The 21,647-nt window shown below is 66.9% G+C and carries 17 protein-coding genes; 13 read left to right on the top strand and 4 right to left on the bottom strand.

Annotated elements, in window-relative coordinates:
- Positions 1-134: 134 nt before the first annotated feature.
- A complete protein-coding gene (locus tag FVD38_RS08980; protein WP_147934505.1) occupies positions 135-1,034 on the bottom strand; it encodes a LysR substrate-binding domain-containing protein in 900 nt (299 codons plus the stop codon).
- 105 nt (positions 1,035-1,139) lie between these two features.
- Between FVD38_RS08980 and FVD38_RS08985 the strand changes: the two genes are divergently transcribed.
- Positions 1,140-2,051, top strand: coding sequence for an NAD-dependent epimerase/dehydratase family protein (locus FVD38_RS08985; RefSeq protein ID WP_147934506.1), 912 nt, complete (start codon positions 1,140-1,142; stop codon positions 2,049-2,051).
- Between the two features lie 157 nt (positions 2,052-2,208).
- Here the strand turns inward: FVD38_RS08985 and FVD38_RS08990 are convergent, their stop codons facing one another.
- Positions 2,209-4,479, bottom strand: coding sequence for an OPT family oligopeptide transporter (locus FVD38_RS08990; protein WP_147934507.1), 2,271 nt, complete (start codon positions 4,477-4,479; stop codon positions 2,209-2,211).
- A gap of 197 nt (positions 4,480-4,676) precedes the next feature.
- Here FVD38_RS08990 and FVD38_RS08995 point away from each other — a divergent pair, with 197 nt between their 5' ends.
- The 9 genes from FVD38_RS08995 to FVD38_RS09035 all read left to right on the top strand — a co-directional run bounded on the left by FVD38_RS08995 (position 4,677) and on the right by FVD38_RS09035 (position 13,596).
- Positions 4,677-7,091 (top strand): penicillin-binding protein 1A, encoded by a 2,415-nt coding sequence (locus FVD38_RS08995; protein WP_187271529.1) that lies wholly within the window; start codon positions 4,677-4,679, stop codon positions 7,089-7,091.
- A 160-nt stretch (positions 7,092-7,251) separates the two neighbouring features.
- Positions 7,252-7,611: a DUF1428 domain-containing protein gene (locus FVD38_RS09000; protein ID WP_147934509.1), complete on the top strand. Its 360-nt coding sequence runs from the start codon at positions 7,252-7,254 to the stop codon at positions 7,609-7,611.
- Between the two features lie 133 nt (positions 7,612-7,744).
- On the top strand, positions 7,745-8,137 hold the full coding sequence (locus FVD38_RS09005) for a phosphonate transporter (protein WP_147934510.1): 393 nt from the start codon (positions 7,745-7,747) through the stop codon (positions 8,135-8,137).
- A gap of 7 nt (positions 8,138-8,144) precedes the next feature.
- Positions 8,145-8,963 carry a PAS domain S-box protein gene (locus FVD38_RS09010; RefSeq protein ID WP_147934511.1) on the top strand — a complete coding sequence of 273 codons (819 nt, stop codon included), beginning with the start codon at positions 8,145-8,147 and terminating at the stop codon, positions 8,961-8,963.
- Positions 8,953-10,734, top strand: coding sequence for a putative bifunctional diguanylate cyclase/phosphodiesterase (locus FVD38_RS09015; RefSeq protein ID WP_147934512.1), 1,782 nt, complete (start codon positions 8,953-8,955; stop codon positions 10,732-10,734). Before FVD38_RS09010 ends, FVD38_RS09015 begins: the two co-directional genes overlap by 11 nt.
- A gap of 117 nt (positions 10,735-10,851) precedes the next feature.
- Positions 10,852-11,115 carry a hypothetical protein gene (locus tag FVD38_RS09020; RefSeq protein ID WP_147934513.1) on the top strand — a complete coding sequence of 88 codons (264 nt, stop codon included), beginning with the start codon at positions 10,852-10,854 and terminating at the stop codon, positions 11,113-11,115.
- 134 nt (positions 11,116-11,249) lie between these two features.
- The gene (locus FVD38_RS09025; protein ID WP_147934514.1) at positions 11,250-11,516 is read left to right on the top strand and encodes a hypothetical protein; all 267 of its coding nucleotides are present in this window, start codon (positions 11,250-11,252) and stop codon (positions 11,514-11,516) included.
- Positions 11,517-11,619: 103 nt separating this feature from the next.
- A complete protein-coding gene (locus tag FVD38_RS09030) occupies positions 11,620-12,597 on the top strand; it encodes an HDOD domain-containing protein (RefSeq protein ID WP_147934515.1) in 978 nt (325 codons plus the stop codon).
- Complete coding sequence (locus FVD38_RS09035) at positions 12,598-13,596, top strand: 5'-nucleotidase (protein ID WP_147934516.1); 999 nt, start codon at positions 12,598-12,600, stop codon at positions 13,594-13,596. It abuts the gene before it with no gap.
- Here the strand turns inward: FVD38_RS09035 and FVD38_RS09040 are convergent.
- Positions 13,550-14,869: a GDSL-type esterase/lipase family protein gene (locus FVD38_RS09040; RefSeq protein ID WP_147934517.1), complete on the bottom strand. Its 1,320-nt coding sequence runs from the start codon at positions 14,867-14,869 to the stop codon at positions 13,550-13,552. The two genes, FVD38_RS09035 and FVD38_RS09040, sit on opposite strands and share 47 nt — an antisense overlap.
- 75 nt (positions 14,870-14,944) lie before the next feature.
- Complete coding sequence (locus FVD38_RS09045; protein WP_147934518.1) at positions 14,945-15,616, bottom strand: class I SAM-dependent methyltransferase; 672 nt, start codon at positions 15,614-15,616, stop codon at positions 14,945-14,947.
- A gap of 133 nt (positions 15,617-15,749) precedes the next feature.
- Here FVD38_RS09045 and mfd point away from each other — a divergent pair, with 133 nt between their 5' ends.
- The 3 genes from mfd to FVD38_RS09060 all read left to right on the top strand — a co-directional run bounded on the left by mfd (position 15,750) and on the right by FVD38_RS09060 (position 21,563).
- The gene (gene mfd / locus FVD38_RS09050; protein WP_147934519.1) at positions 15,750-19,196 is read left to right on the top strand and encodes a transcription-repair coupling factor; all 3,447 of its coding nucleotides are present in this window, start codon (positions 15,750-15,752) and stop codon (positions 19,194-19,196) included.
- 14 nt (positions 19,197-19,210) lie between these two features.
- The gene (gene serB, locus FVD38_RS09055; protein ID WP_147934520.1) at positions 19,211-20,059 is read left to right on the top strand and encodes a phosphoserine phosphatase SerB; all 849 of its coding nucleotides are present in this window, start codon (positions 19,211-19,213) and stop codon (positions 20,057-20,059) included.
- A gap of 184 nt (positions 20,060-20,243) precedes the next feature.
- Positions 20,244-21,563, top strand: a complete 1,320-nt coding sequence (locus tag FVD38_RS09060) for an SGNH/GDSL hydrolase family protein (RefSeq protein ID WP_147934521.1) — start codon at positions 20,244-20,246, stop codon at positions 21,561-21,563.
- Positions 21,564-21,647: the final 84 nt, after the last annotated feature.

Here is a 21,647-nt window from a genome sequence, read left to right on the forward strand (position 1 = left end):
CAAACATGGTGACGCAGGTTAACAGCCTCAGCTAGCGTTTACAACACCTGAAAAGAAAAATGCCGCTCAGTCTTAACTGAACGGCATTAGGCCCGCGGGCCGCCCTTCTCGCATTTGCGCCGCCGTCGCACCGTCTAGCGGTAATCGAGGTGCGCGCTCATGGCCGCCATCTCGGCCACCATCCATTCGCGGAAGCGCCGCACCTTGAGCATATGCTCCTTGTGCGGATTGGCGAGAAAGCGGTAGCCGTTCGCGAACGGCACGCTGCGGCAGGGGATCAGGCGCAGCGCGCCGGCGGCGATGTCCTGGAACGCGATCCCGTACGGCACCAGGGCCACGCCCTGCCCCGCCACCGCCGCCTGCACCAGCACGCCCCAATGGCTGTAGGCGCGCGAGAAATCGTAGTCGCCCTTGAGCGCGCGGTTCTCATTGAGCAGCTGCAGCCAGGCCTCGGGCGAATGCACGATCAGTAGACGGTGCTCGTCCAGGTCGGCCAGGGTCAGCGCGGCCTGGCCGGGCGCCAGCAGCTCGGGGCTATAGGCCGGCACCAGCCGCTCGCGAAACAGCACCGTCGGATCGCCGTCCGTTACCGGGCCATAGCGGATCGCGACGTCGGTGCTGTCGGCGTGAAGATCGACCGGAGCATCGTTCGAGTCGAGCCGGATGTCGAGTTCCGGATACAGCTTCGTAAAACGGTGCATGCGCGGCACCAGCCACTTGATCGCGAACGAGTGGGTGGTGGCGATGCGCAGCACCGCCTCTTCGTCGCCGCTCTGCAGCGCGGTGACCTTGGCGCGCAACTCGCCCAGCATGCGGGCGGTGGCGATCGCCAGCTCCTGCCCCTTTTCCGTCAGTGCGATGTGGCGCGGATGCCGCACAAAGAGAGGAAACCCAATGCTTTCTTCCAGCTGTTTTACCTGGAGGCTGACCGCGGCCGGGGTCTTGTGCAACTCGTGCGCGGCCAGCTTGAAACTGCCCCAGCGCGCGGCGCACTCGAAGTCGATCAGGCCCGAAAGGCTGCGCAAAGCCTTCATTTCGAGCCCATGGCTAAGTTTTTCTTATTCATTGGCATGTCTTTTTCTCGTTTGATGGATTGTACTTCCCCTAGGAAAATAGTGGTGATCACACAAGGAAGCGCCATGCCCAAGAATATTCTCGTGATCGGTGGTACCCGGTTTTTCGGCAAGCTGCTGGTGCAGCGCCTGGTCCGGGCCGGCCACCACGTCACCATCGCCACCCGCGGCTACGCACCGGATCCTTTCGGCGAGCGCATCACGCGGGTGCGCGTCGACCGCCGCAACGAGCACGCCATGCGCGCCGCCTTTGCCGGCGTCAAGTTCGACATCGTCTACGACCAGATGTGCTATTCGCCGCTGGACGCCGCCATCTCGAGCCGCGTCTTTGGCGGCAATGTCGGCCGCTACGTCATGACCTCGACCATCGACGTCTACCGCGCGCTGGAACCGCAGTCGCAAGCCTTCGACGAAGAATCGCTGCATGTCGACGCCCAGCCGATCGATACCGCCTACCCATGGCACGATCCGGCGCGCGCCATCGACAGCTATGTCGCCGGCAAGGTCCAGGCCGAGGCTTATCTGTACCGCGCCGGCAGCATGCCGGTGGTAACCGTGCGCCTGGGCCACGTGCTGGGCGGCCCGGACGATTTCACCGGCCGCCTCGCGCATTATGTGGACCTGGTGCGCCAGGGCGCCGCCCTGCAATACACCAGCGCCAAGGCGCGCACGTCCTTCCTGGAGGCGCGCGAGGCGGCCGACTTCCTGGTCTGGGCCGGCGCCCAGGCGTTTACCGGGCCGGTCAACGCCGCGGCCGATGGCGCGCTGTCGGCCTACGAGCTGCACGGCCGCGTGGGAGCGGCGCTGAATGCGCCGGCACGCATGCGCAAGCTCACCGCCGGCACGCCGTCGCCGTTCGACCTGGTGACTCCGCTGATGCTCGACACCGGACGCGCAAAAGAACTCGGCTACCGCTTCAGCGATACCGACGACTGGATCGACAGCGCCATTCGCCAGCACGACCTGGCCTACGTCTGATCCACCGCTTACTGGACGCGTGGACGGCAGAGCCGTCCACCCTACGTTCCTCCACATGTAGGGTGGACGGGTTCCCAGTCGACGCGTCCAACCGCAACACGCACCACACGCACATAAAACGACAACGCCGGCTCGAAGCCGGCGTTGTCGTTTGCGCTTAGGTCTTCCTGACCTTCTCGCGCGCCACCCACCACAGCAGCAGCACGATGGCGCCATACGGAATCATGCTGAGCCAGTTCGCGCTCGCCCCTTCGAAGAACGGATTCGACACCTTGGCCCAGGCGCCGATCGCAGCGTCGAAGTCGGTGAAGATACCGGCCGTGATGGCGATGATGATGCCCGCCAGCGCGCCGCCGGCGATATAGCCCGACGCCAGCAGCACGCCTGCGCTGCGGTCGCCCGCCGCCTGGCGCTCTTCTTCGTTCAGGTGCGCGTTCTGCGGCAGCTTGTTGTTGCGGCGATCGGCCAGCCAGCGCACGGTGCCGCCGATCGCGATCGGCAGGGTCGCCACCAGCGGCAGGTAGACGCCGACCGAGAATGCCAGCGAGGCGATGCCCGCCATCTCCAGCACGATCGCAATCATCACGCCGAACAGCACCAGGGTCCACGGCAGTTCCTGGTCCAGGATGCCCTTGATGATGTAGGACATCAGCACCGCCTTGGGCGCGTCGTACTTCTTCACCTCGGTGCCGTCCGGACGCGTGCTGTGATGGCCGTTGATGCCCGGGTCGACCAGGTACACCGCCTTGCCCGCCGCGTCGACGAAGTACTTACCGGCCGGGCCGCCCACCGTGTCCGTCTTGTGCCAGACCTTGTAGGTGTTCGGATCGTCCTTGGCCTGCGGGCCTTGCAGCTGCCCGGTGTCGCTCAGCGTCGCGGCGTCGACCGTGAGGCCGGGCGCCACCTGGGCCGCCGGCACGTAGACGGTGCCGGCTTCGTTCAGCTTGAGCAGGATCGGTCCCAGGATCAGGGCCGAGGCGAAGGCGCCGCACAGGATCGCATACTGCTGCATGCGCGGGGTGGAGCCGACCAGGTAGCCGGTCTTGAGGTCTTGCGAGGTGGTGCCGGCATTGCTGGCGGCGATGCAGACGATGGCGCCGACCGACAGCGCGGTCACGTAATATTGGCCGCCGGTCCAGCCCATCACCAGGAAGATCAGGCAGGTAAACAGCAGGGTCGCCACCGCCATGCCCGAAATCGGGTTCGACGACGAGCCGATCTCGCCGGTCAGGCGCGAGGAGACGGTAGCGAACAGGAAACCGAACACCAGGATCAGCACCGCGCCCAGCACGTTCATGTGCAGCGGCGTGGCCAGCGAGATGATGGCGATGATGGCCAGGCAGCCAATCACCACCCACTTCATCGGGATGTCGCGGTCGGTGCGCAGCGACTCGTCGCCCTTCGAGCCTTGCCGCACGCCGGCCAGGCCGCCGCGCAGGCCGTTCCAGATGGTCGGCAGCGAGCGCGCCAGCGAGATCAGGCCGCCGGCCGCCACCGCGCCGGCGCCGATGTACAGGATGTACGAGGCGCGGATGTCGTCGCCCGTCATGTCGCTGATCGGGATCGTGGCCGGCGACAGCGGCACGGTCGCCAGCTCGCCGAAGAACTTGATCATCGGGACCAGCATCAATGAGGCCAGCACGCCGCCGGCCGCCATCGTGTAGGCGATGCGCGGGCCGATGATGTAGCCGACGCCCACCAGTTCGGGCGAGATCTCGGCGCCGATGCTGCCGGTCTTGAGCGGCGCGCCGAACTCGAAGTTGATGGTGTCGCGCCAGCCCTTGAACGACACGCTCAGGGTCTTGTACAGGATGCCGATGCCGAAGCCGCCGAAGATCAGCATCGCGCGCCGTTTCGCCGTCTTCATGGCGTCGCTGCCTTCCGCGGTCGCCGGGTCGCGCACCTCGCCCGCGGCTTCACGGGAAACGTCGGTGGCGGCGGCCTTGAGCACCTCGGCGCAGGCCGTGCCTTCCGGGTATTTCAGTTCGCGGTGCTGGTCGACGATCAGCGTGCGGCGCAGCGGGATCATCATCAGGATGCCGAGCAGGCCGCCCAGCACGCCGACCAGCATCACGCGCGAAATCTCGAGGTCGAAACCGAGGATCATGATGGCCGGCATGGTCACGCCCAGGCCGAAGGCCAGCGATTCGCCGGCCGAGCCGGCCGTTTGCGCCACGCTGTTCTCGAGGATCGTCGATTCGCGCGCGCCGAGCTTCTTCGCCATGCCGAACAGGGTGATCGCGATCACCGCCACCGGGATCGAAGCGCTGACCGTCAGGCCTACCTTGAGCACCAGGTAGAGCGAGGACGCGCCGAAGATCATGCCCAGGATGACGCCCATGATCAGGGCGCGCGGGGTCATTTCAGGCAGCTGGGCGGTGGCGGGGATATACGGCTTGAAGCCGGCCGGTTTCGAATCGAATGGCATGGATTTCCTTCGTTGCTGATGCGGCCCGCCGTGCCGCCGGCGGGCCCAAAGCGAGAATATCGCACATGCACGAACGGAAAGAAAGTGCATATTGAAAGCGGATTATAATCGGCCGCTCCTGGCCCACATCAGGGCCGCACCGCGAAAGTCCAGCAGTGAGCGATACCAACAAGCAGTCCAGTAAAACCCTGTTCGGCATGAAGCGCCTGCACGCCTTCATCCTTGTCGCATTGACCGCGATCCTGCTACCAATCGCCGGCGCCGTGATCTATGTGACGACCGCGATCCTGCCCAAGGTGCCGCCGATCGATGCCGTGACCGACTACCGGCCCAAGATCCCGCTGCGGATCTACACGGCCGACAATGTGCTGATCGGCCAGTTCGGCGTCGAGCACCGCGACTTCGTGCCGATCGCGAAGATCCCGGCCATGATGAAGTCCGCCGTGCTGGCAATCGAGGACACACGCTTTTATGAACACGGCGGCATCGACTTCATCCGCGCGCTGGGCGCGGCGCGCGCCAACCTGCGCGGCGGCTTCCGGCAAGGCGCGTCGACCATCACGATGCAGGTGGCGCGCAACTTCTTCCTCACCAACGAGAAGACCCTCGCGCGCAAGTTCACCGAGATCGCGCTGGCCTACAAGATCGAGGACTCCCTCACCAAGGACCAGATCCTCGAGCTGTACATGAACCAGATCTACCTGGGCCAGCGCTCCTACGGTTTCTCGAGCGCAGCGCGCAGCTATTACGGCAAGACGCTCGACCAGCTCACGCTGGCCGAGACCGCGATGCTGGCCGGCCTGCCCCAGAACCCGGCGCGCACCAATCCGGTGTCCAACCCCAAGCGCGCGCAGGCGCGCCAGCACGCCATCCTCAAGCGCCTGCTGGAACTGGGCGAAATCGACGAGGCCCGGTACCGCCAGGCCTTGGCCGAACCGCTGCGCGTCAAGCGCGACGCCGGCCAATCGTTCGACACCCGCGCCGAGTACGTGGCCGAGCTGGCGCGTCAAACGGTCTTCCAGCAGTTCGGCGAGGAATCGTACACGCGCGGGATCACCGTCACCACTACCATCCTGGCGGCCGAGCAGAACGCCGCCTACGACTCGGTGCGGCGCAACGTGCTGGCCTATGACGGGCGCCATGGCTACCGTGGCCCGGAAGCGCGCGTCGAGCTGCCGCCCGACGCCGAAGAGCGCGAGGAAGCGATCGTCGACGCGCTGCAGAAGCGCCCGAGCAGCGACGGCCTGTTGCCGGCCGTGGTGCTCAAGGCCAGCAGCGAAGCGGTGTTGGTCGACACGCTGTCGGGCGAAGACATCACCATCCGTGGCGCCGGGCTCAAATTCGCGGCCGCCGCACTGTCGTCCAAGGCACGCGAGAGCGTGAAGATCACCCCGGGCGCCGTCATCCGCATCAGCAAGGACAAGGATGGCGACTGGGCCATCACCCAGGTGCCGCAAGTGGCCGCGGCCTTCGTCGCGATCGACGCCGACACCGGCGCCTACCACGCGCTGGTGGGCGGCTTCGACTACAACCTGCAGAAGTTCAACCATGTGACCCAGGCCTGGCGCCAGCCGGGATCGAGCATCAAGCCCTTCGTGTACTCGGCGGCGCTCGAAAAAGGCTATTCGCCGACCACCCGCATCCTGGACCAGCCGATCGAGCTGCCCGGCGCCACGCTCGAGACGCCGTGGACGCCGCAGAACGACGACGGTGTGTTCGACGGCGAGGTCACGCTGCGCCAGGCGCTGGTGAAATCGAAGAACGTGCCGACGGTGCGCGTGCTGCGCGCGGTATCGGTCGAATTCGCCCACCAGTACCTGGAGCATTTCGGCTTCGACCTGGCGCGCCATCCGAAGAACTACACAATGGCGCTCGGCACCGGCGCCGTCACGCCGCTGCAGCTGGCGGGCGGCTATGCGGTGTTTGCAAATGGCGGCTACCGGGTCAAGCCCTACCTGATCGCCAGGATCCAGGACGGCAACGGCGCCGTCATCCTCGAGGCCAGGCCGCCGCAGGCAAAGGACGAAGCCAGCCGCGCGGTCACGGCGCGCAACGCCTTCGTGGTCGACAGCATGCTGCGCGACGTGGCCCGCTTCGGTACCGCCGCCGGCGCCACCAAGCAGCTGGGACGGCAAGACCTGGCCGGCAAGACCGGCACCACCAACGACGCCGTCGACGGCTGGTTCGCCGGCTATGCGGGCAATGTGGTGGCGGTGTCGTGGATGGGCTATGACGAACCGCGTTCGCTGGGCGGGCGCGAATTCGGCTCGACGCTGGCCATGCCGATCTGGATCGACTACATGCGCGTGGCGCTGGCCAAGGTGCCACCCGTCGAGCGCACGCCCCCGGAGGACGTGGTGCACGACGGCGACGACTGGATCTACCCGGAATTCATCGATGCGGGCGAGACGCGCACGATCGACATCGAGCAGGCGCCCGTGGAACAGCCGCTGGACCTGCCGCCCGGCAGCCAGGAAGTCCCACCCGACGCCTCGCCGTTCGACGAACGGCCGGCCATCGAGGCCTTGCCGCCGATGGTGCCACCACCTGCGCCGCCACCTGCCCCTACGCCACCGCCGCCGAACCCGCCCGCGCAAAACACCTTGTGGTAATCTTCCAGGTTCCCGACATAGCGACCGGGAACCTGGCGCACCGTCGCAGGGTCAGTACAGGGGCGGCGCATCCATCGCCTCATGTATCACAGACGCAGCACCTCATGTATCACACACGCAGCATCCCAGCCACGCATCACCTTACTTAAGGAGAAGAATCATGGCGTATGTTGACGGTTTTGTCCTGCCCCTGCCCACATCGAAACTCGAAGAGTACCGCGCCCAGGCCGCCCTGGCCGGCAAGGTCTGGCGCGAGCACGGCGCGCTCGAATACCGCGAGTGGATCGCGGACGACGTCAAGCCGGGCGAGCACACCTCGTTCCCGCAAAGCGTCAAGCTCGAAGATGGCGAGACCGTCATCCTGGCCTGGGCGGTATACGAATCGCGCAGCCACCGCGACGCCGTGCTCGAGAAGGTGATGAGCGATGCGCGCCTGGAAGACATGATGAAACCGGGCGGCGTGCCCTTCGACGGCAAGCGTATGTTCTTCGGCGGATTCGAGAACCTGATCGATCTGTAGCCGCGCGGCGTCTCGGAACGGCACGGAAACCGGGAAATGTGACGTGAAATGGCGCGCACGATTGACACTGCACCTTTTCACATGCCAACATCTGTTTCTATTATTCAATAGCCGCGTCCCGGCATCCGACATCATGACCGTTACGCCCCTTGCCTTCGACGCGCCCGACCTGGCTGCGCGCCTGGACCAATGCACGCCGGAGCAGTTCGACGCGCTCGAGTTCGGCGTCATTGGCTTCGGCGCCGACACCAGCGTCACGGTCTACAACGCCTTCGAATCCCAGGCGGCCGGCCTGTCGCCGCAACGGGTGCTGGGCCAGCCCCTGTTCACCAACGTCGCGCCCTGCATGAACAATTTCATGGTGGCCCAGCGTTTCGAGGACGCCCAGGAAGACAACAGCGTGCTGGACGACACCATCGACTACGTCCTGACCTTGCGCATGCGTCCGGTCAAGGTCGCGTTGCGCCTGCTGTCGAACCCGGGCGGAAGCCACCGCTACGTGCTGGTCCAGCGCCAGCCGCGGTGAGCCCCCGATGAGCAGGGAAGCCAACGACTTCGGCGCCGAGCACGAGGCGCTGATCCAGTTCCTGTACCTGGCGCCCGTAGGCCTGGTGCAGACCAACGCCCAGGGCGACGTCACCATGATGAATCCGGTAGCGGCCCAGCTCCTGATGCCGCTGTCGCATGACGGCGGCCTGGACAACCTGTTCACGGCCCTGGAAAAGGTCGCGCCCGAGCTGCGCGCGCGCACCGCGCAGCACGGCGAGCCCTATGGCAAGATCTGCGACGGCCTGCACCTTTACCTGGAAGCCGGCGCAGGCGCCAAGCGCGCGCCGCAGGTCCTGGCGCTCACTCTGCTCAAGCTCGATCCCGAACGCATCATGGCCGTGATCGACGACATTACCGAACAAGTGCGGCGCGAGCGCCGGCTGCGCCAGAACGACGCCTGGCTCAACGCCATCCTCACCGGGGTCCAGGATTACGCCCTGGTGAGCCTCGACCTGCAGGGCCGGCTCTGCGACTGGAACGCGAGCGTCAAGCGCGTCACCGGCTTCGGCCCCGATGCGGTCGGCCGGCCATTCACGATCTTCTACCCGCCGGAGGAGGTCGCGCTCGAGTACCGCCAGGACCGGCTGCGCGAAGCCGATGCCAGCGGCTGGTCGCTCGACGAAGGCCGCCGCCAGCGCGCCGACGGCGCCGTGTTCTGGGGCAGCACGCTGGTCGCCCCGCTGCCGGAGCGCGAGGCACTGCCCGGCGACCCAGACAGCGCCGCCTACTGCCTGATCCTGCGCGATCTCGGCAAACCACAGGACACCATCGCCCGCCACCAGGAGAACGTCTATGCAGCATGAGCCGGTCGATGCCTACGAAACGCTGGTGCAGTTTTTGTACCGGGCCCCGATCGGCCTGGCCCAGACGACGCTCGACGGCACGGTCGAGATGCTCAATCCGATGGCCTCGAGCCTCCTGATGCCGCTCGCCACCGACGCCGGGTTGGACAACCTGTTCGACCTGCTGGCCCCGGTCGCGCCCCAGCTGCCGGCGATGGTCGAGGCCTTCATCGAACCTTCCGGCATGATCTGCGAAGGCCTGCGCCTGCCGGTCGGCGTGCAGCACGCCGCCAGCGGCTCGCTGCAGGTGCTGTCGCTGAACCTGACCAAGCTCGACCCCGAGCGCCTGATGGCGACCGTGGCCGACGCCACCTTCGAGGTCCAGCGCGAGCAGGAAATGCTGTCGCGGCGCCTGCGCAACGCCGCCCGCACCGACAGCCTGACCCGCATGCCCAACCGCGAGGCGGTGCGCGAAGAGCTGCAGCGCCTGCTCGCGCGGCCGCAGGACGGGCACGGCTTCGCTGTGCTCACGCTCAACTGCGACCGCTTCCGCCAACTCAACGACAGCCTGGGCCAGGCCGGCGGCGACCAGTTGCTGATGCATATGGCCGACCGACTGCGCGGCGCCCTGCGTCCGCCGGCCAGCGGATTCGAGCCCGCCGCGCGCAGCGGCCAGCTGGCGGCGCGCATCGGCGGCGACGAATTCGTGGTGGTGCTGGACGGCCTGCGCGCGCGCGCCGATGCCGAACGGGTGGCGCTGCGCCTGCTCGACGCCCTTGCCCACCCCTATGTGATCGGCGGCCACGAGATCGTGTGCAGCGCCAGCCTGGGCCTGGCCTGGGGGCCGGACGCGGCAGCGCTCGATGTGCACGATACGCACGGTGAGCACGATGCCGACAGCCTGCTGCGCGACGCCGGCATCGCCATGGTCGAGGCCAAGCGCGCCGGCGGCAATCGCCATGCGGTGTTCGAAGCCAGCATGCGCGAACGCGCCGCGCGCCGCGCCGACATCGAGGCCGACCTGCGCCAGGCGCTGGCCGAGGAACAGCTGTTCGTGGTCTACCAGCCAGTGGTGCGCCTGCTGCCGAACGGCGGCGTCGACCGCGCGGCCGGGGTCGAGGCCCTGGTGCGCTGGCGCCATCCGCAGCGCGGCGTCGTGCCGCCGATCGAGTTCATCCAGGTGGCCGAAGAGTGCGGCCTGATCGGCGCGCTGGGCGACTTCGTGCTGGCGCGCGCCTGCCGCGACTTCATGGACTGGCAGGCGCGTCTCGGCGACGCGGCGCCGCGCCTGATGGCAGTGAACCTGTCGCGCGCCCAGCTCGGCCAACCCGGCTGGATCGACAGCGTCGCCGCCGTGCTGCGCACGAGCGGCATGCCGCCGGCCAGCCTGCAGCTCGAAGTCACCGAAAGCCTCGCGGCCCAGGACCAGGACACGCAAGTGCGCCTGCACGAGCTGAAGGCGCTCGGCGTCAAGCTCGCGCTGGACGACTTTGGTACCGGCTACTCGTCGCTGTCGAGCCTGCATCTACTGCCGGTGGACACGGTCAAGATCGACCGCTCCTTCGTGTGCCAGGCCGACACCAGCTTCCACCACCGCGTGCTGATCGAGGCGACCGTGAAGGTGGCCCAGAGCCTGGGCATGACCACCGTGGCCGAAGGCATCGAGACCCGCTCGCAACTGGACGTGGTGCGCGACCAGCGCTGCGACAAGGTGCAGGGATATTATTTCAGCCGGCCCTTGCCGGCGCAGGAGCTGCTCGACTGGCTGCTACAAGAAACGGCGGCGTCCTGATGCTGTTACTGACGCCTTACCAAGGTGAAATCCTACACGGGTAACCGATGTGTTCCTATTCTCGCAAGCTCATTCCGTTGCGAAACTGAAAACACTCAAGAAACCAAGGAGAACACCATGAAACGCACCGTTCAAAGCGCAGTTCTCGCTGGCATGATGGCTTTTGGCCTGGCTGCCTGCAACACCACCGACACCACCACCGATTCGATGAGCGGCTCGAGCGCCACCGGCTCGACCATCGGCAGCGGCGTGCAAACGCCAAGCACCACCGGCGGCACCAACAGCTGGAACGCCGGCGCCAACGGCGCCAGCGGCGTGAATGCCGCATCGGGCACCACCAGCAATAACGAGCAGACCACCGACACCCCGGTCAGCCGCTGACCCGGGTTGAATACCGTTGCGGCCAGGTTCACTATAGGTGAGCCTGGTCCTACAGGTATTGACGTTCTCTTCCTATTTCATGCGTATGGCTGACCTCGCATGATGCCCTTACTTACCAATCAAGGAGAACCACGATGAAGAAGCTCCAGACTGTTCTGCTGGGCAGCATGATGGCCTTTGCCCTGGCCGCATGTAACACCACCGACACCACCGGCACCACCAGCGGCTCGTCCTCGGTTGGCGCGGCGCAAGCCGGCTCGACCGGCAACCCGACCGTCGATGCGCAAATGGGCATCAGCCCGAACGACGCGAAAAACACCGGCCCGGCCAACGCCACCGGCAGTGCCTCCACCCCGACCAATACCGGCCACACCACGACCGGCTCGAACAACGGCCAGTAAGAGGTGAAACAGCCACGGCCCGGCGCCGCGCGAGCGGCAGCCGGGCCGTTTGTCATTCACGGTAGAATGGACAAATGCCCTCGCCACTGAACTTCGCATGCCCATGAAACGCTGGCTCGCCCGCCTGTTCGGCACGCGCGAAGCGGGACGTCCCGCCGCCGCTCCATCCGGCGCCACCAGCGACCGTCCCGCCGCCGAGGATGCCTCACTGGCGGACCTCGACCTCGATCTCGCTTTTTTCCACTGGCTGGCCGGCCCGCACGTGCTAGGCAAGCCCGCCCCCGACGGTCCGGTGCTCGATGAGCTGGGGCGCCTGGCGCGCGATCCGGACGACGCGGCGGCGCTGGTGCCGCGGGTGCCTGCCGTGATTCCGCAACTGCTGCGCAGCCTGCGCGAGGACGACACCGGCGCCGGCGCGCTGGCGCGCCAGGTGGCCCAGGACCCGGTGCTGGTCGCCGAAGTGATCCGCGAGGTCAACAGCCCCTACTACCAGCCCGCGTCCCCGATCCGCAATCTCGAAGGGGCGGTGCTGCTGCTCGGGCAGAACGGCTTGCGCATGTTGCTGGCGCGGGTCGCCTTCCGTCCGATCATCAGCCAGCAGGCCGGCCCGCTGGCGCGGTTGATTGCGCCGCCGCTGTGGCGCCAGTCCGAACTGTGCGCGCAGGCGGCCAGTATGCTGGCGCCCCGAAACAAGGCCGATCCCTTCGAGGCATACCTGGCGGGCCTGCTGCACAATGTCGGGCTGGTAGTGGCCTTCCGCGTGGTCGAGCAGCTGGTGCCGCCGGGCGCCCTGCCTGACGGCGACGCCTTCGGCTCGCGCCTGGTGGCGGCGGCGCGCCTGATCTCGGCCCGTATCGCCGACGCGTGGGAACTGCCGCCGCCGATCGGCCACGCGATCGCGCACCTGGGCGATGCCGGCGCCCTGCCGACCCTGCTGCAGGACGCCGACCGGCTGGCCAAGCTGCAGATGCTGGCCACGGGCGGCCAGCCCCTGTTCGTGCGCGCCGTGCTGGCGCTGCCGCCCGAGGCGCGGCAAGTCTACGACAGCCTGCTTGAACAATCCGACCGACAGGACGCCTGAATGCCGTTTCCCATCGAAGAAAAACTCGTGATCGGCGTCGCCTCCAGCGCGCTGTTCGACCTGTCCGAATCGCACCAGGTCTACCTCGAGCATGGCCCCGACGAGTACCGCGCCTACCAGGAACGCCAGCGCGACGTCGTGCTCGCCCGCGGCGTGGCCTTTCCCTTCATCCGGCGCTTCCTCAGCATCAACAAGTGCTTTGCGCAGCAGGCGCCGGTCGAAGTCGTCCTGTTCTCGCGCAACTCGCCCGAAACGGGGTTGCGCGTAATGCGCTCGATCGCCCACTACGGCCTCGATATCTCGCGCGCGGTGTTCATGACCGGAAAATCGCCCTATCCCTACCTGCCGGCCTTCAACGCCGCGCTGTTCCTGAGCGCGAACGAGGAAGACGTCAAGAGCGCGATCGACGTCGACTATCCGGCCGGCCTCGTGCTGCCTTCGCGCATCGCCGACGAGGAAGACGATATCGAGCTGCGGGTGGCCTTCGACTTCGACGGCGTGCTGGCCGACGACGAATCCGAGACGGTCTTCAAGCGCGACGGCCTGGGAGAATTCCACGCCCACGAGACGCTGCACATGGCGCGTCCTCACCAGCCCGGCCCACTGGCCGGGATGTTCCGCAAGCTGGCCATGCTGCAGCAACTCGAAAACCAGGCCGAGCGCGACGACCCTGGCTACCGCCGCATCGTGCGCATCGCCATCATCACGGCGCGCAGCGCGCCCGCGCACGAGCGCGTCGTCACCACGCTGGGCAGCTGGGGCGTCTCGGCCGACGAGACCTTCTTTTTGGGCGGAATGGACAAGAGCCGCGTGCTGTCGGTGTTCAAGCCGCACATCTTCTTCGACGACCAGCTCACCCACCTCACCTCCGGCCCGGGCGGCACGATCCCGATGGTGCACGTGCCCTTCGGGGTCGCCAACCGGCGCGCGGCCGATGCAGGGCCAGGCGTGACTACAGGCGCGGCAACGCCATCAAACGATCCAGCTCCGGCTGCATAGCTTTGGCCCAGATGGCGTAGCCGGCTTCGTTCGGGTGCAGCCAGTCCGGCATCAGGTTCGCCGGCAGGCTGCCGTCAGTCCTCAGGAAAGCCTTGTTCACATCCAGGAAGAACACGCGACGCCCGTCGGCCAGCGCCGGCAGGCGCGCGTTGACCTGCTCATTCAGGCGGCGCAGCGGACCGTCGGCCGCCGCATCGCGCGGGAAGATCGCCAGCAGCAGGATGCGGGTGCGTGGCAGGCGCGCCTTGAGTTCGTCGAGATTGCGTTCGATGCCGGCCGCCGTGATGGCGGGGAAGTCGCGCCGATGCCCGGTATTGTTGGTGCCGATCAGCAGCACCGCCACCTTCGGGTCGATGCCGTCCACCTCGCCGTGCCGCAGGCGCCACAGCACGTTCTCGGTGCGGTCGCCGCCGAAACCCAGCGCCAGCGCATGATGGCGCGCGTAATGCTGCTGCCACACCTGCGCGCCCTCCTTTTCCCAGCCCTGGGTGATCGAATCGCCGATGAAGACCAGTTGCGGGCTGCGGCCTTCGGCGACCATTTGCCTGGCCTCTTCCAGTTTCTGCCGGTGGCGCGGCAGCCACCAGGAAGTCGACCACGATTCGTTGAGCGTGCCGGGCGTGACGGCCACCGTGCGCCAGTCGGGGCAAGGCGTATTGGGCGCGCCGCCCTGCGAGAACGCCACGTTGGCGATGGCGACCTGGCCGCTGCCCGTGCCTTCGAGCGTGAAGGGCCGCGTCACGGCGCCAAAATCGTCGCCATCGCGTGCGAAGCACGACATCGACAGCACGATGCGCTGCCAGCCCTTGCCCTCGGCGGCGCGTCCCGGCAATACGTAGGAGACGTGGCGCTCGCAATCGTCGCCGCAGCCGACCCGGAACAGGATTCCGCCCTTGTCCAGCGCATCGACCTTGAGATCGAAGGCCAGCGTGCCGGCCGCCAGGTAGGGGCGCAGGTCGAACGACGGACCGGACAAACGCACGCCGCTCTTCCAGATCCTATCCCAGCGCAGGGTCAAGGCTTCGCGACCGTCCTGCCCTGCGCTGCGCGCCAGCTCGATCGCGCTGCCGGGGAATTTGGCGCGGATGCCGGCATCGGCGTCGACGCGCTCGCCGATGAGAACGTGCTCGGTATCGGGAGCGATCGCCGCTACGGTCACACCCTGGCGCGGCGCGCCGTCGAACAGGACCAGGTCGACGGGTGGCGCAGCATGCACCAGGGCGGGCAGCATGGATGCGATCGATAGGGATAAGGCGGCCAGGCCTGCGCGCATGGGTGTCTCCTGTCTTTATCATGTGGAAACAGGATCATGCGCGAGTTTCAGCCCGACCACAACCATTCGACTTCTTCAGGCACGGCAGACCCAGCCCCGGAACACCCCGCCCACATAAAACAGCTCGATATCGTCAAAACCGGCCTCGCGCAGCAGGGCTTCGTCGTCCTGCGGCGCCAGCACCGACAGGCTGGCCTCGATACCTTCGCGCCGCTGGCGCGCCATCTCCGGCGCCACCCCGCCGGCCACCGCGAAGGCTTCGTCGCGCGCCATCCAGCGTGCGCGTTCTTCGGCCCCACCGGTGACGCTCATGTGCATGACAACGAAGGGGCTGCCGGGCTTCAGGCGCGCATGCATCGCACCCAGCGCATGACGGCGCTCGTCCGGCGGCATGAAGTGCATGGTCAGCAGGCAGGCCGCCGCGTCGAACGGGCCTGGCGGCGCGGCGTCGACATAGCCCTGGTGCAGCCGCACCCGGTCGCCGTGCGCCGCGACCAGTTGCCGCGCCAGGTCGAGCATCGCGGCCGATGGGTCGACGCCATCGAAGGTCCACCGCGGCTGGCCGTCCGCGAAGGCCTTCAGTTCCAGGCCGCCGCCGGCGCCCAGCACCAGCACCCGCGCGTCAAACGGCGCGCGCTCGGCCAGCAATACCCGCGCCATGCGCTGCATGTCGGCGAAGCCGGGGACGAATTTCGGCGGGCCCTCGTGGTAGCGCGCCACCATGGCCGGATCGTGAAAATGGGACATCGGATTCCTCGTCGGAGTTTATTCGTAACTTAGAATATTACGTATACGGATGCGATGCAAGCGTCAGGGCGGCCTGGTGCGCCTTCGTCTATAATTAACGCCTACTTTTGACGCGAACGTAACAGCACGCTGCATGCCTTTCGATCTCAAGAAACACCTCCCCAAACCAGGCCAGCGTTTCGTGCTGCCGCTGGCGCATGGCTCGTCCGATGCGTATGCCCTCGCCACCGCCGCGCTGGCCCTGAAGGCCAACGGCCAGATGCTCACCGTCGTCGTCGCCAATGCGAGCGACGGCCAGCGCCTGCTCGACGAAATCCCCTGGTTTGCGGACGGCAAGCTGTCCTGCCACCTGCTGCCCGACTGGGAAACGCTGCCCTACGACGCGTTCTCGCCGCACCAGGACCTGGTGTCGGAACGACTGGCCACCCTGCATGAGATCCGCAACGGCCAGTGCGACGTGCTGGTGGTGCCGGCCACCACGGCGCTGGTGCGCCTGGCGCCGCCGTCCTTCCTGGCCGCCTACACCTTCTTCTTCCGCCAGGGCGAACGGCTGGACGAAGCCAGGCTGAAGGCCCAGCTGACGCTGGCCGGCTATACGCACGTCTCGCAGGTGATGTCGCCCGGAGAATATTCGGTGCGCGGCGGCCTGATCGACCTGTTCCCGATGGGTTCCGTACTGCCCTACCGTCTCGACCTGTTCGGCGACGACATCGAATCGATCCGGACGTTTGACGCCGATACCCAGCGCTCGCTCTACCCGGTCAAGGAGGTGCGCCTGCTCCCGGGACGCGAATTCCCGATGGACGACGCGGCCCGCACCGCCTTCCGCGGCCGCTGGCGCGAGCGTTTCGAGGGCGATCCCACCCGCTCGCCGATCTACCGCGACATCGGCAACGGCATCGCCTCGGCCGGCATCGAATACTACCTGCCGCTGTTCTTCGAAGAGACGGCCAACCTGTTCAACTACCTGCCCGACGAATCGCCGGTGGCCCTGGTGGGCGATATCGACGGGGCGATCCAGCGCTTCTGGCTCGACACCGAGTCGCGCTACCGCTTCCTGAAGAGCGACCGCGAACGGCCGATCCTGGAACCGCAGGAGCTGTTCCTCGGCGCCGAGCAGTTCTTCACCTGCATCAAGCCGCACGGCCGCTGGAATATCGCGCGCGACCCTGCTGCGCCGGCATCGGAACTGTCGGCGCCGATCCCCGACATCGCCGTCAACCGCCGCCTGGACGACCCGCTGACCAATCTGCGCGCCTACCTGCAGCGCAGCGACACGCGCGTGATGATCTGCGCCGATTCGGCCGGCCGCCGCGAGACCTTGCAGCAGTACTTCGGCGAATACAAGCTCGATCTGACTCCGGTGGAGGGCTTCGAGGGCTTCCGCCAGAGCGACGCCAGGCTGGCGCTGGGCGTGGCGCCGCTGCAGGCGGGCTTCGAACTGCTCGACACCGAATCGGGCCATCTGGTCTTCATTACCGAGACCGAGCTGTATGCGGGTTCGGGCCGGCGCGCCGGCAAGAAGAAGCAGGAAGCGACCAGCCAGGTCGAGTCGATGGTGCGCGACCTGTCGGAGCTCAAGATCGGCGATCCGGTGGTCCACATCAACCATGGCATCGGCCGCTACATGGGCCTGACGAGCATGGACTTGGGCGAAGGCGAGACCGAGTTCCTGCACCTGGAATATGCCAAGGACACCAAGCTCTACGTGCCGGTCTCGCAGCTGCACGTGATCTCGCGTTATTCCGGCACTTCGCCCGAGGACGCGCCGCTCCACTCGCTCGGCTCGGGCCAGTGGGAAAAGGCCAAGCGCAAGGCCGCCGAGCAGGTGCGCGACACCGCCGCCGAGCTGCTGAACCTGTACGCGCGGCGCGCGGCGCGCCAGGGCCACGCCTTCGAATACTCGAACATCGACTACGAGAACTTCGCCCAGAGCTTCGGCTTCGACGAGACGCCGGACCAGGCCGAAGCCATCCATAACGTGATCAAGGACATGACCTCGGGCCGGCCGATGGACCGCCTGGTGTGCGGCGACGTCGGCTTCGGCAAGACCGAAGTCGCGCTGCGCGCCGCCTTCATCGCCGTCATGGGCGGCAAGCAGGTCGCGATCCTGGCCCCGACCACCCTGCTGGCCGAGCAGCACGCCCAGACCTTCGCCGACCGCTTCGCCGACTGGCCGGTCAAGATCGCCGAGCTGTCGCGCTTTCGCACCGGCAAGGAGATCAATAACGCGATCAAGGGCATGGCCGACGGCACGCTCGATATCGTGATCGGCACCCATAAACTGCTGTCGCCGGACGTGAAATTCACGCGCCTGGGGCTGGTGATCATCGACGAGGAACACCGCTTCGGCGTGCGCCAGAAAGAAGCGTTGAAAGCCCTGCGCGCCGAGGTCGACGTGCTGACCCTGACCGCGACGCCAATCCCGCGTACGCTGGGCATGGCGCTGGAAGGCCTGCGCGATTTTTCGATCATCGCCACCGCGCCGCAAAAGCGCCTGGCGATCAAGACGTTCGTGCGCAGCGAAGACGGTTCGATCATCCGCGAAGCCTGCCTGCGCGAACTGAAACGCGGCGGCCAGATCTACTTCCTGCACAACGAAGTCGACACGATCGAGAACCGCCGCGCCATGCTGCAGGAACTGCTGCCCGAGGCGCGCATCGGCGTGGCCCACGGCCAGATGCACGAGCGCGACCTCGAGAAGGTGATGCGCGACTTCGTGGCCCAGCGCTTCAACATCCTGCTGTGCACGACCATCATCGAGACCGGCATCGACGTGCCGACCGCGAACACGATCATCATGCACCGCGCCGACAAGTTCGGCCTGGCCCAGCTGCACCAGTTGCGCGGCCGCGTTGGCCGTTCGCACCACCAGGCCTATGCCTACCTGATGGTGAACGACGTGTCGAACCTGACCAAGCAGTCGCAGCGCCGCCTGGACGCGATCCAGCAGATGGAGGAACTGGGCAGCGGCTTCTATCTGGCCATGCACGACCTGGAAATCCGCGGCGCCGGCGAGGTGCTGGGCGATAACCAGTCGGGCGAGATGCTCGAGATCGGCTTCCAGCTGTATTCCGACATGCTCAACGAAGCGGTGCGCGCGCTCAAGGCCGGCAAGGAGCCGGATCTGGCGGCGCCGCTGTCGTCCACCACCGAGATCAACCTGCACGTGCCGGCCCTGCTCCCGGCCGACTACTGCGGCGACGTGCACGAGCGCCTGTCGATCTACAAGCGCCTGGCCAACTGCGAAAGCCAGGACCGCATCGATTCGATGCAAGAAGAGCTGATCGACCGTTTCGGCAAGATGCCGGACGCCGTAAAAGCGCTGGTGGAAACGCACCGCCTGCGCATCGCGGCCAAGAGCGTGGGCATCGTCAAGATCGACGCCCATGGCGAAGCGGCCAGCCTGCAGTTCATGGAAAAGCCGCCGATCGACCCGATCAAGATCATCACGCTGATCCAGAAGAACCGCCAGGTCAAGCTGGCCGGCCAGGACAAGCTGCGCATCACGGCCAGCATGCCCGACCTGGCGGCGCGCGTGAACCAGATCAAACAGACCATCAAACAACTGCTCGCCTGACGAGAACGATATTCATGACCACGAACCTGGTGCTGCAAGGACCGCAGGCTGATCAAGCAACCCTCGAACGCCTGGCGCAGCTGGCCAAGCCGCAACGACTGACTGCGCTCGGCGCCCGCTGCTTGCGCGCCGAAGGCGTCGACTATAGCGCCACGCTCAAGCAGGAGATCGACGCCGCCGCCTTCAAGGCCGGCGTCGACGTCACCTTCATCGCGGCCGGCCGCACGCTTGCCGACTTCAGGCTGGTGGCGATGGACATGGATTCGACCCTGATCACCATCGAGTGCATCGACGAGATCGCCGACATGCAGGGCCTCAAGCCGCAGGTGGCCGCGATCACCGAAGCCGCGATGCGCGGCGAGCTCGATTTTTCCGAGAGCCTGATGCGGCGCGTGGCGCTGCTCGAAGGCCTGGATGCGTCCGCCCTGCAGCGCGTGTATGACGAACGCCTGCGCATCTCGATGGGCGGCGAAGCGATGCTGCAGGCGGTGCAGGCGGCCGGCCTCAAGACCGTGCTGGTGTCGGGCGGCTTCACCTTCTTCACCGACCGCCTCAAGCCGCGCCTGGGCCTGGACCACACCCACGCCAACGTGCTGGAAGTCATCGACGGCAAGCTGAGCGGCCGCGTGCTGGGCGGCATCGTCGACGCCGAGGAAAAGAGGCGCACCGTGCAACGCGTGTGCGCGGAACTGGGCATCGATCCATCGCAGGCCATCGTCATGGGCGACGGCGCCAACGACCTCAAGATGATGGGTATTGCCGGCCTGTCGGTGGCCTTCCGCGCCAAGCCGGTGGTACGCGAGCAGGCCAATGTCGCCCTCAATTTCTCGGGCCTGGACGGCTTGCTGAACATCCTCGCCTGAGCTTTCCGCATTGCTGTTCCTGGGCATCTGCTGATTTTTAGCTGGCAACCCTTCCCATCAGAAATCCGCACGACGCAGCGCAAACAATGTAAGCGACCGTACCCGCGTCACATGCGCTCTGCGCTATCGTGGACTGGCGCTCGTACCGCGACCGCCAGTCCTCGACCTTTCTCAGGAGCCCGCCATGTCCCTTCCGGATTCCAGTGCCTCCGACTCGCCTGTCACTCCTTCCACGTCGCCCCTCCCGGCCGATCATGGCGTCGACCAGGGCCGACGACGCATCCTGCTCGGCGCACCGGTCCTGGCGGGCGCGCTGGCCGCACCGGCGGCCGACGCAGTGGCCCAGGCGGGCCTGCCCGAGCGCTGGAGCGCGGGCTGGGGCTGCGCGCCGGCCGGCCCGCCGCCAGCCGCCTCGCTGCAGACCTTCATCAATCAGACCTTGCGCCTGATCGTGCGCACCAGCCTCGGCGGCAACCGCATTCGCATTCGCGTGTCGAACGAGATGGGCGATACCGAATTGCGGCTGACGAGCGCCCACGTCGGCCTGCGCGCTGGCGGCGCCGTCGTCACGGCCGGCAGCAGCCGCCAGCTCACCTTCGGCGGGCGTACCAATGTGACGATTCCGGCCGGTGCGCCGGTGGTGTCCGATCCGGTCTCGCTGCCGGTGGCGCCGCTCACCGACCTCGCCATCAGCCTGTATTTCCCCGGCACGGTCCAGGCAAGCACGATCCATAACGCCGCCTACCAGGCCAGCTATGCGTCGACCACGGGCGACTTCGGCGCCCAGGCCTCGCTCCCGGTCCAGCGCGCCTTCGCCTTCTGGCCCTTTCTCACCGAGGTCGACGTCGACCGCGCGGCGCCGGTGCTGGTGGCGGTGGGCGATTCCGTCACCGATGGCGTGGGCAGCACCTCCAACGGCAACCGGCGCTGGCCCGACTTCCTTGCGCGCCGCATCCAGTCCGAGCTCGGCAGCAATCGCATCGGCGTCGTCAACCGCGGCATCTCGGCCAACCGCATGCTGGCCGACACACCCACCGCCCTGCTGGCCGGCAAGGACTTGCTGGAGCGTTTCGACCGCGACGTGCTGTCCACCGCGGGCGTACGCGGGCTGGCTGTGCTGATCGGCATCAACGACATCGTCTATAGCCCGTCGTCGGCGCCGATCCCGGCCAACGACCTGATCGCCGGCTACCTGCAGTTGCTGACGCGCGCCCACCTGCACGGCATCCCGGTGCTCGGCGCGACCCTGCCGCCCTTCCTCGGCTTCGTCTACTACACACCGGCACGCGAGGCGGTGCGGCAAGCGGTCAATGCGTGGATGCGTAGCGCGCTGCCGTTCGACCTGCTGGCCGACGTCGACCTGGCGCTGCGTGATCCGAACTCGCCGCAACGGCTGCGTCCGGCCTACGACAGCGGCGACCGTCTGCATCCGAACGACGCCGGTTACGAGGCGTTGGCGGCGGCGGTGCCGTTGACGGCGCTGTCCTCGCTGATGGGCGCCTAGCGCCTGTCGAGCGCGTGTAACAGGGTGTAATTCCTTCAGCACACTGTCTCTGCTGGCCGTATGATGGCAATATCAGGAGGACAC

Origin of the sequence: Massilia arenae (assembly GCF_008014745.1) — a bacterium.
GTDB classification, from domain to species: domain Bacteria; phylum Pseudomonadota; class Gammaproteobacteria; order Burkholderiales; family Burkholderiaceae_D; genus Telluria; species Telluria arenae.

What these genes read in the sequence shown, in the direction of transcription:
- FVD38_RS09015 (WP_147934512.1), top strand. Translation starts at nt 8,953, where the DNA reads ATGCAGCATGAGCCGGTCGATGCCTACGAAACGCTGGTGCAGTTTTTG.
- FVD38_RS09060 (WP_147934521.1), top strand. Translation starts at nt 20,244, where the DNA reads ATGTCCCTTCCGGATTCCAGTGCCTCCGACTCGCCTGTCACTCCTTCC.
- FVD38_RS09005 (WP_147934510.1), top strand. Translation starts at nt 7,745, where the DNA reads ATGACCGTTACGCCCCTTGCCTTCGACGCGCCCGACCTGGCTGCGCGC.
- FVD38_RS08990 (WP_147934507.1), bottom strand. Translation starts at nt 4,479, where the DNA reads ATGCCATTCGATTCGAAACCGGCCGGCTTCAAGCCGTATATCCCCGCC.
- FVD38_RS09045 (WP_147934518.1), bottom strand. Translation starts at nt 15,616, where the DNA reads ATGTCCCATTTTCACGATCCGGCCATGGTGGCGCGCTACCACGAGGGC.
- FVD38_RS09030 (WP_147934515.1), top strand. Translation starts at nt 11,620, where the DNA reads ATGAAACGCTGGCTCGCCCGCCTGTTCGGCACGCGCGAAGCGGGACGT.
- FVD38_RS09000 (WP_147934509.1), top strand. Translation starts at nt 7,252, where the DNA reads ATGGCGTATGTTGACGGTTTTGTCCTGCCCCTGCCCACATCGAAACTC.
- FVD38_RS08995 (WP_187271529.1), top strand. Translation starts at nt 4,677, where the DNA reads ATGAAGCGCCTGCACGCCTTCATCCTTGTCGCATTGACCGCGATCCTG.
- serB (WP_147934520.1), top strand. Translation starts at nt 19,211, where the DNA reads ATGACCACGAACCTGGTGCTGCAAGGACCGCAGGCTGATCAAGCAACC.
- FVD38_RS09035 (WP_147934516.1), top strand. Translation starts at nt 12,598, where the DNA reads ATGCCGTTTCCCATCGAAGAAAAACTCGTGATCGGCGTCGCCTCCAGC.
- mfd (WP_147934519.1), top strand. Translation starts at nt 15,750, where the DNA reads ATGCCTTTCGATCTCAAGAAACACCTCCCCAAACCAGGCCAGCGTTTC.
- FVD38_RS09025 (WP_147934514.1), top strand. Translation starts at nt 11,250, where the DNA reads ATGAAGAAGCTCCAGACTGTTCTGCTGGGCAGCATGATGGCCTTTGCC.
- FVD38_RS09020 (WP_147934513.1), top strand. Translation starts at nt 10,852, where the DNA reads ATGAAACGCACCGTTCAAAGCGCAGTTCTCGCTGGCATGATGGCTTTT.
- FVD38_RS09010 (WP_147934511.1), top strand. Translation starts at nt 8,145, where the DNA reads ATGAGCAGGGAAGCCAACGACTTCGGCGCCGAGCACGAGGCGCTGATC.
- FVD38_RS08985 (WP_147934506.1), top strand. Translation starts at nt 1,140, where the DNA reads ATGCCCAAGAATATTCTCGTGATCGGTGGTACCCGGTTTTTCGGCAAG.
- FVD38_RS08980 (WP_147934505.1), bottom strand. Translation starts at nt 1,034, where the DNA reads ATGAAGGCTTTGCGCAGCCTTTCGGGCCTGATCGACTTCGAGTGCGCC.
- FVD38_RS09040 (WP_147934517.1), bottom strand. Translation starts at nt 14,869, where the DNA reads ATGCGCGCAGGCCTGGCCGCCTTATCCCTATCGATCGCATCCATGCTG.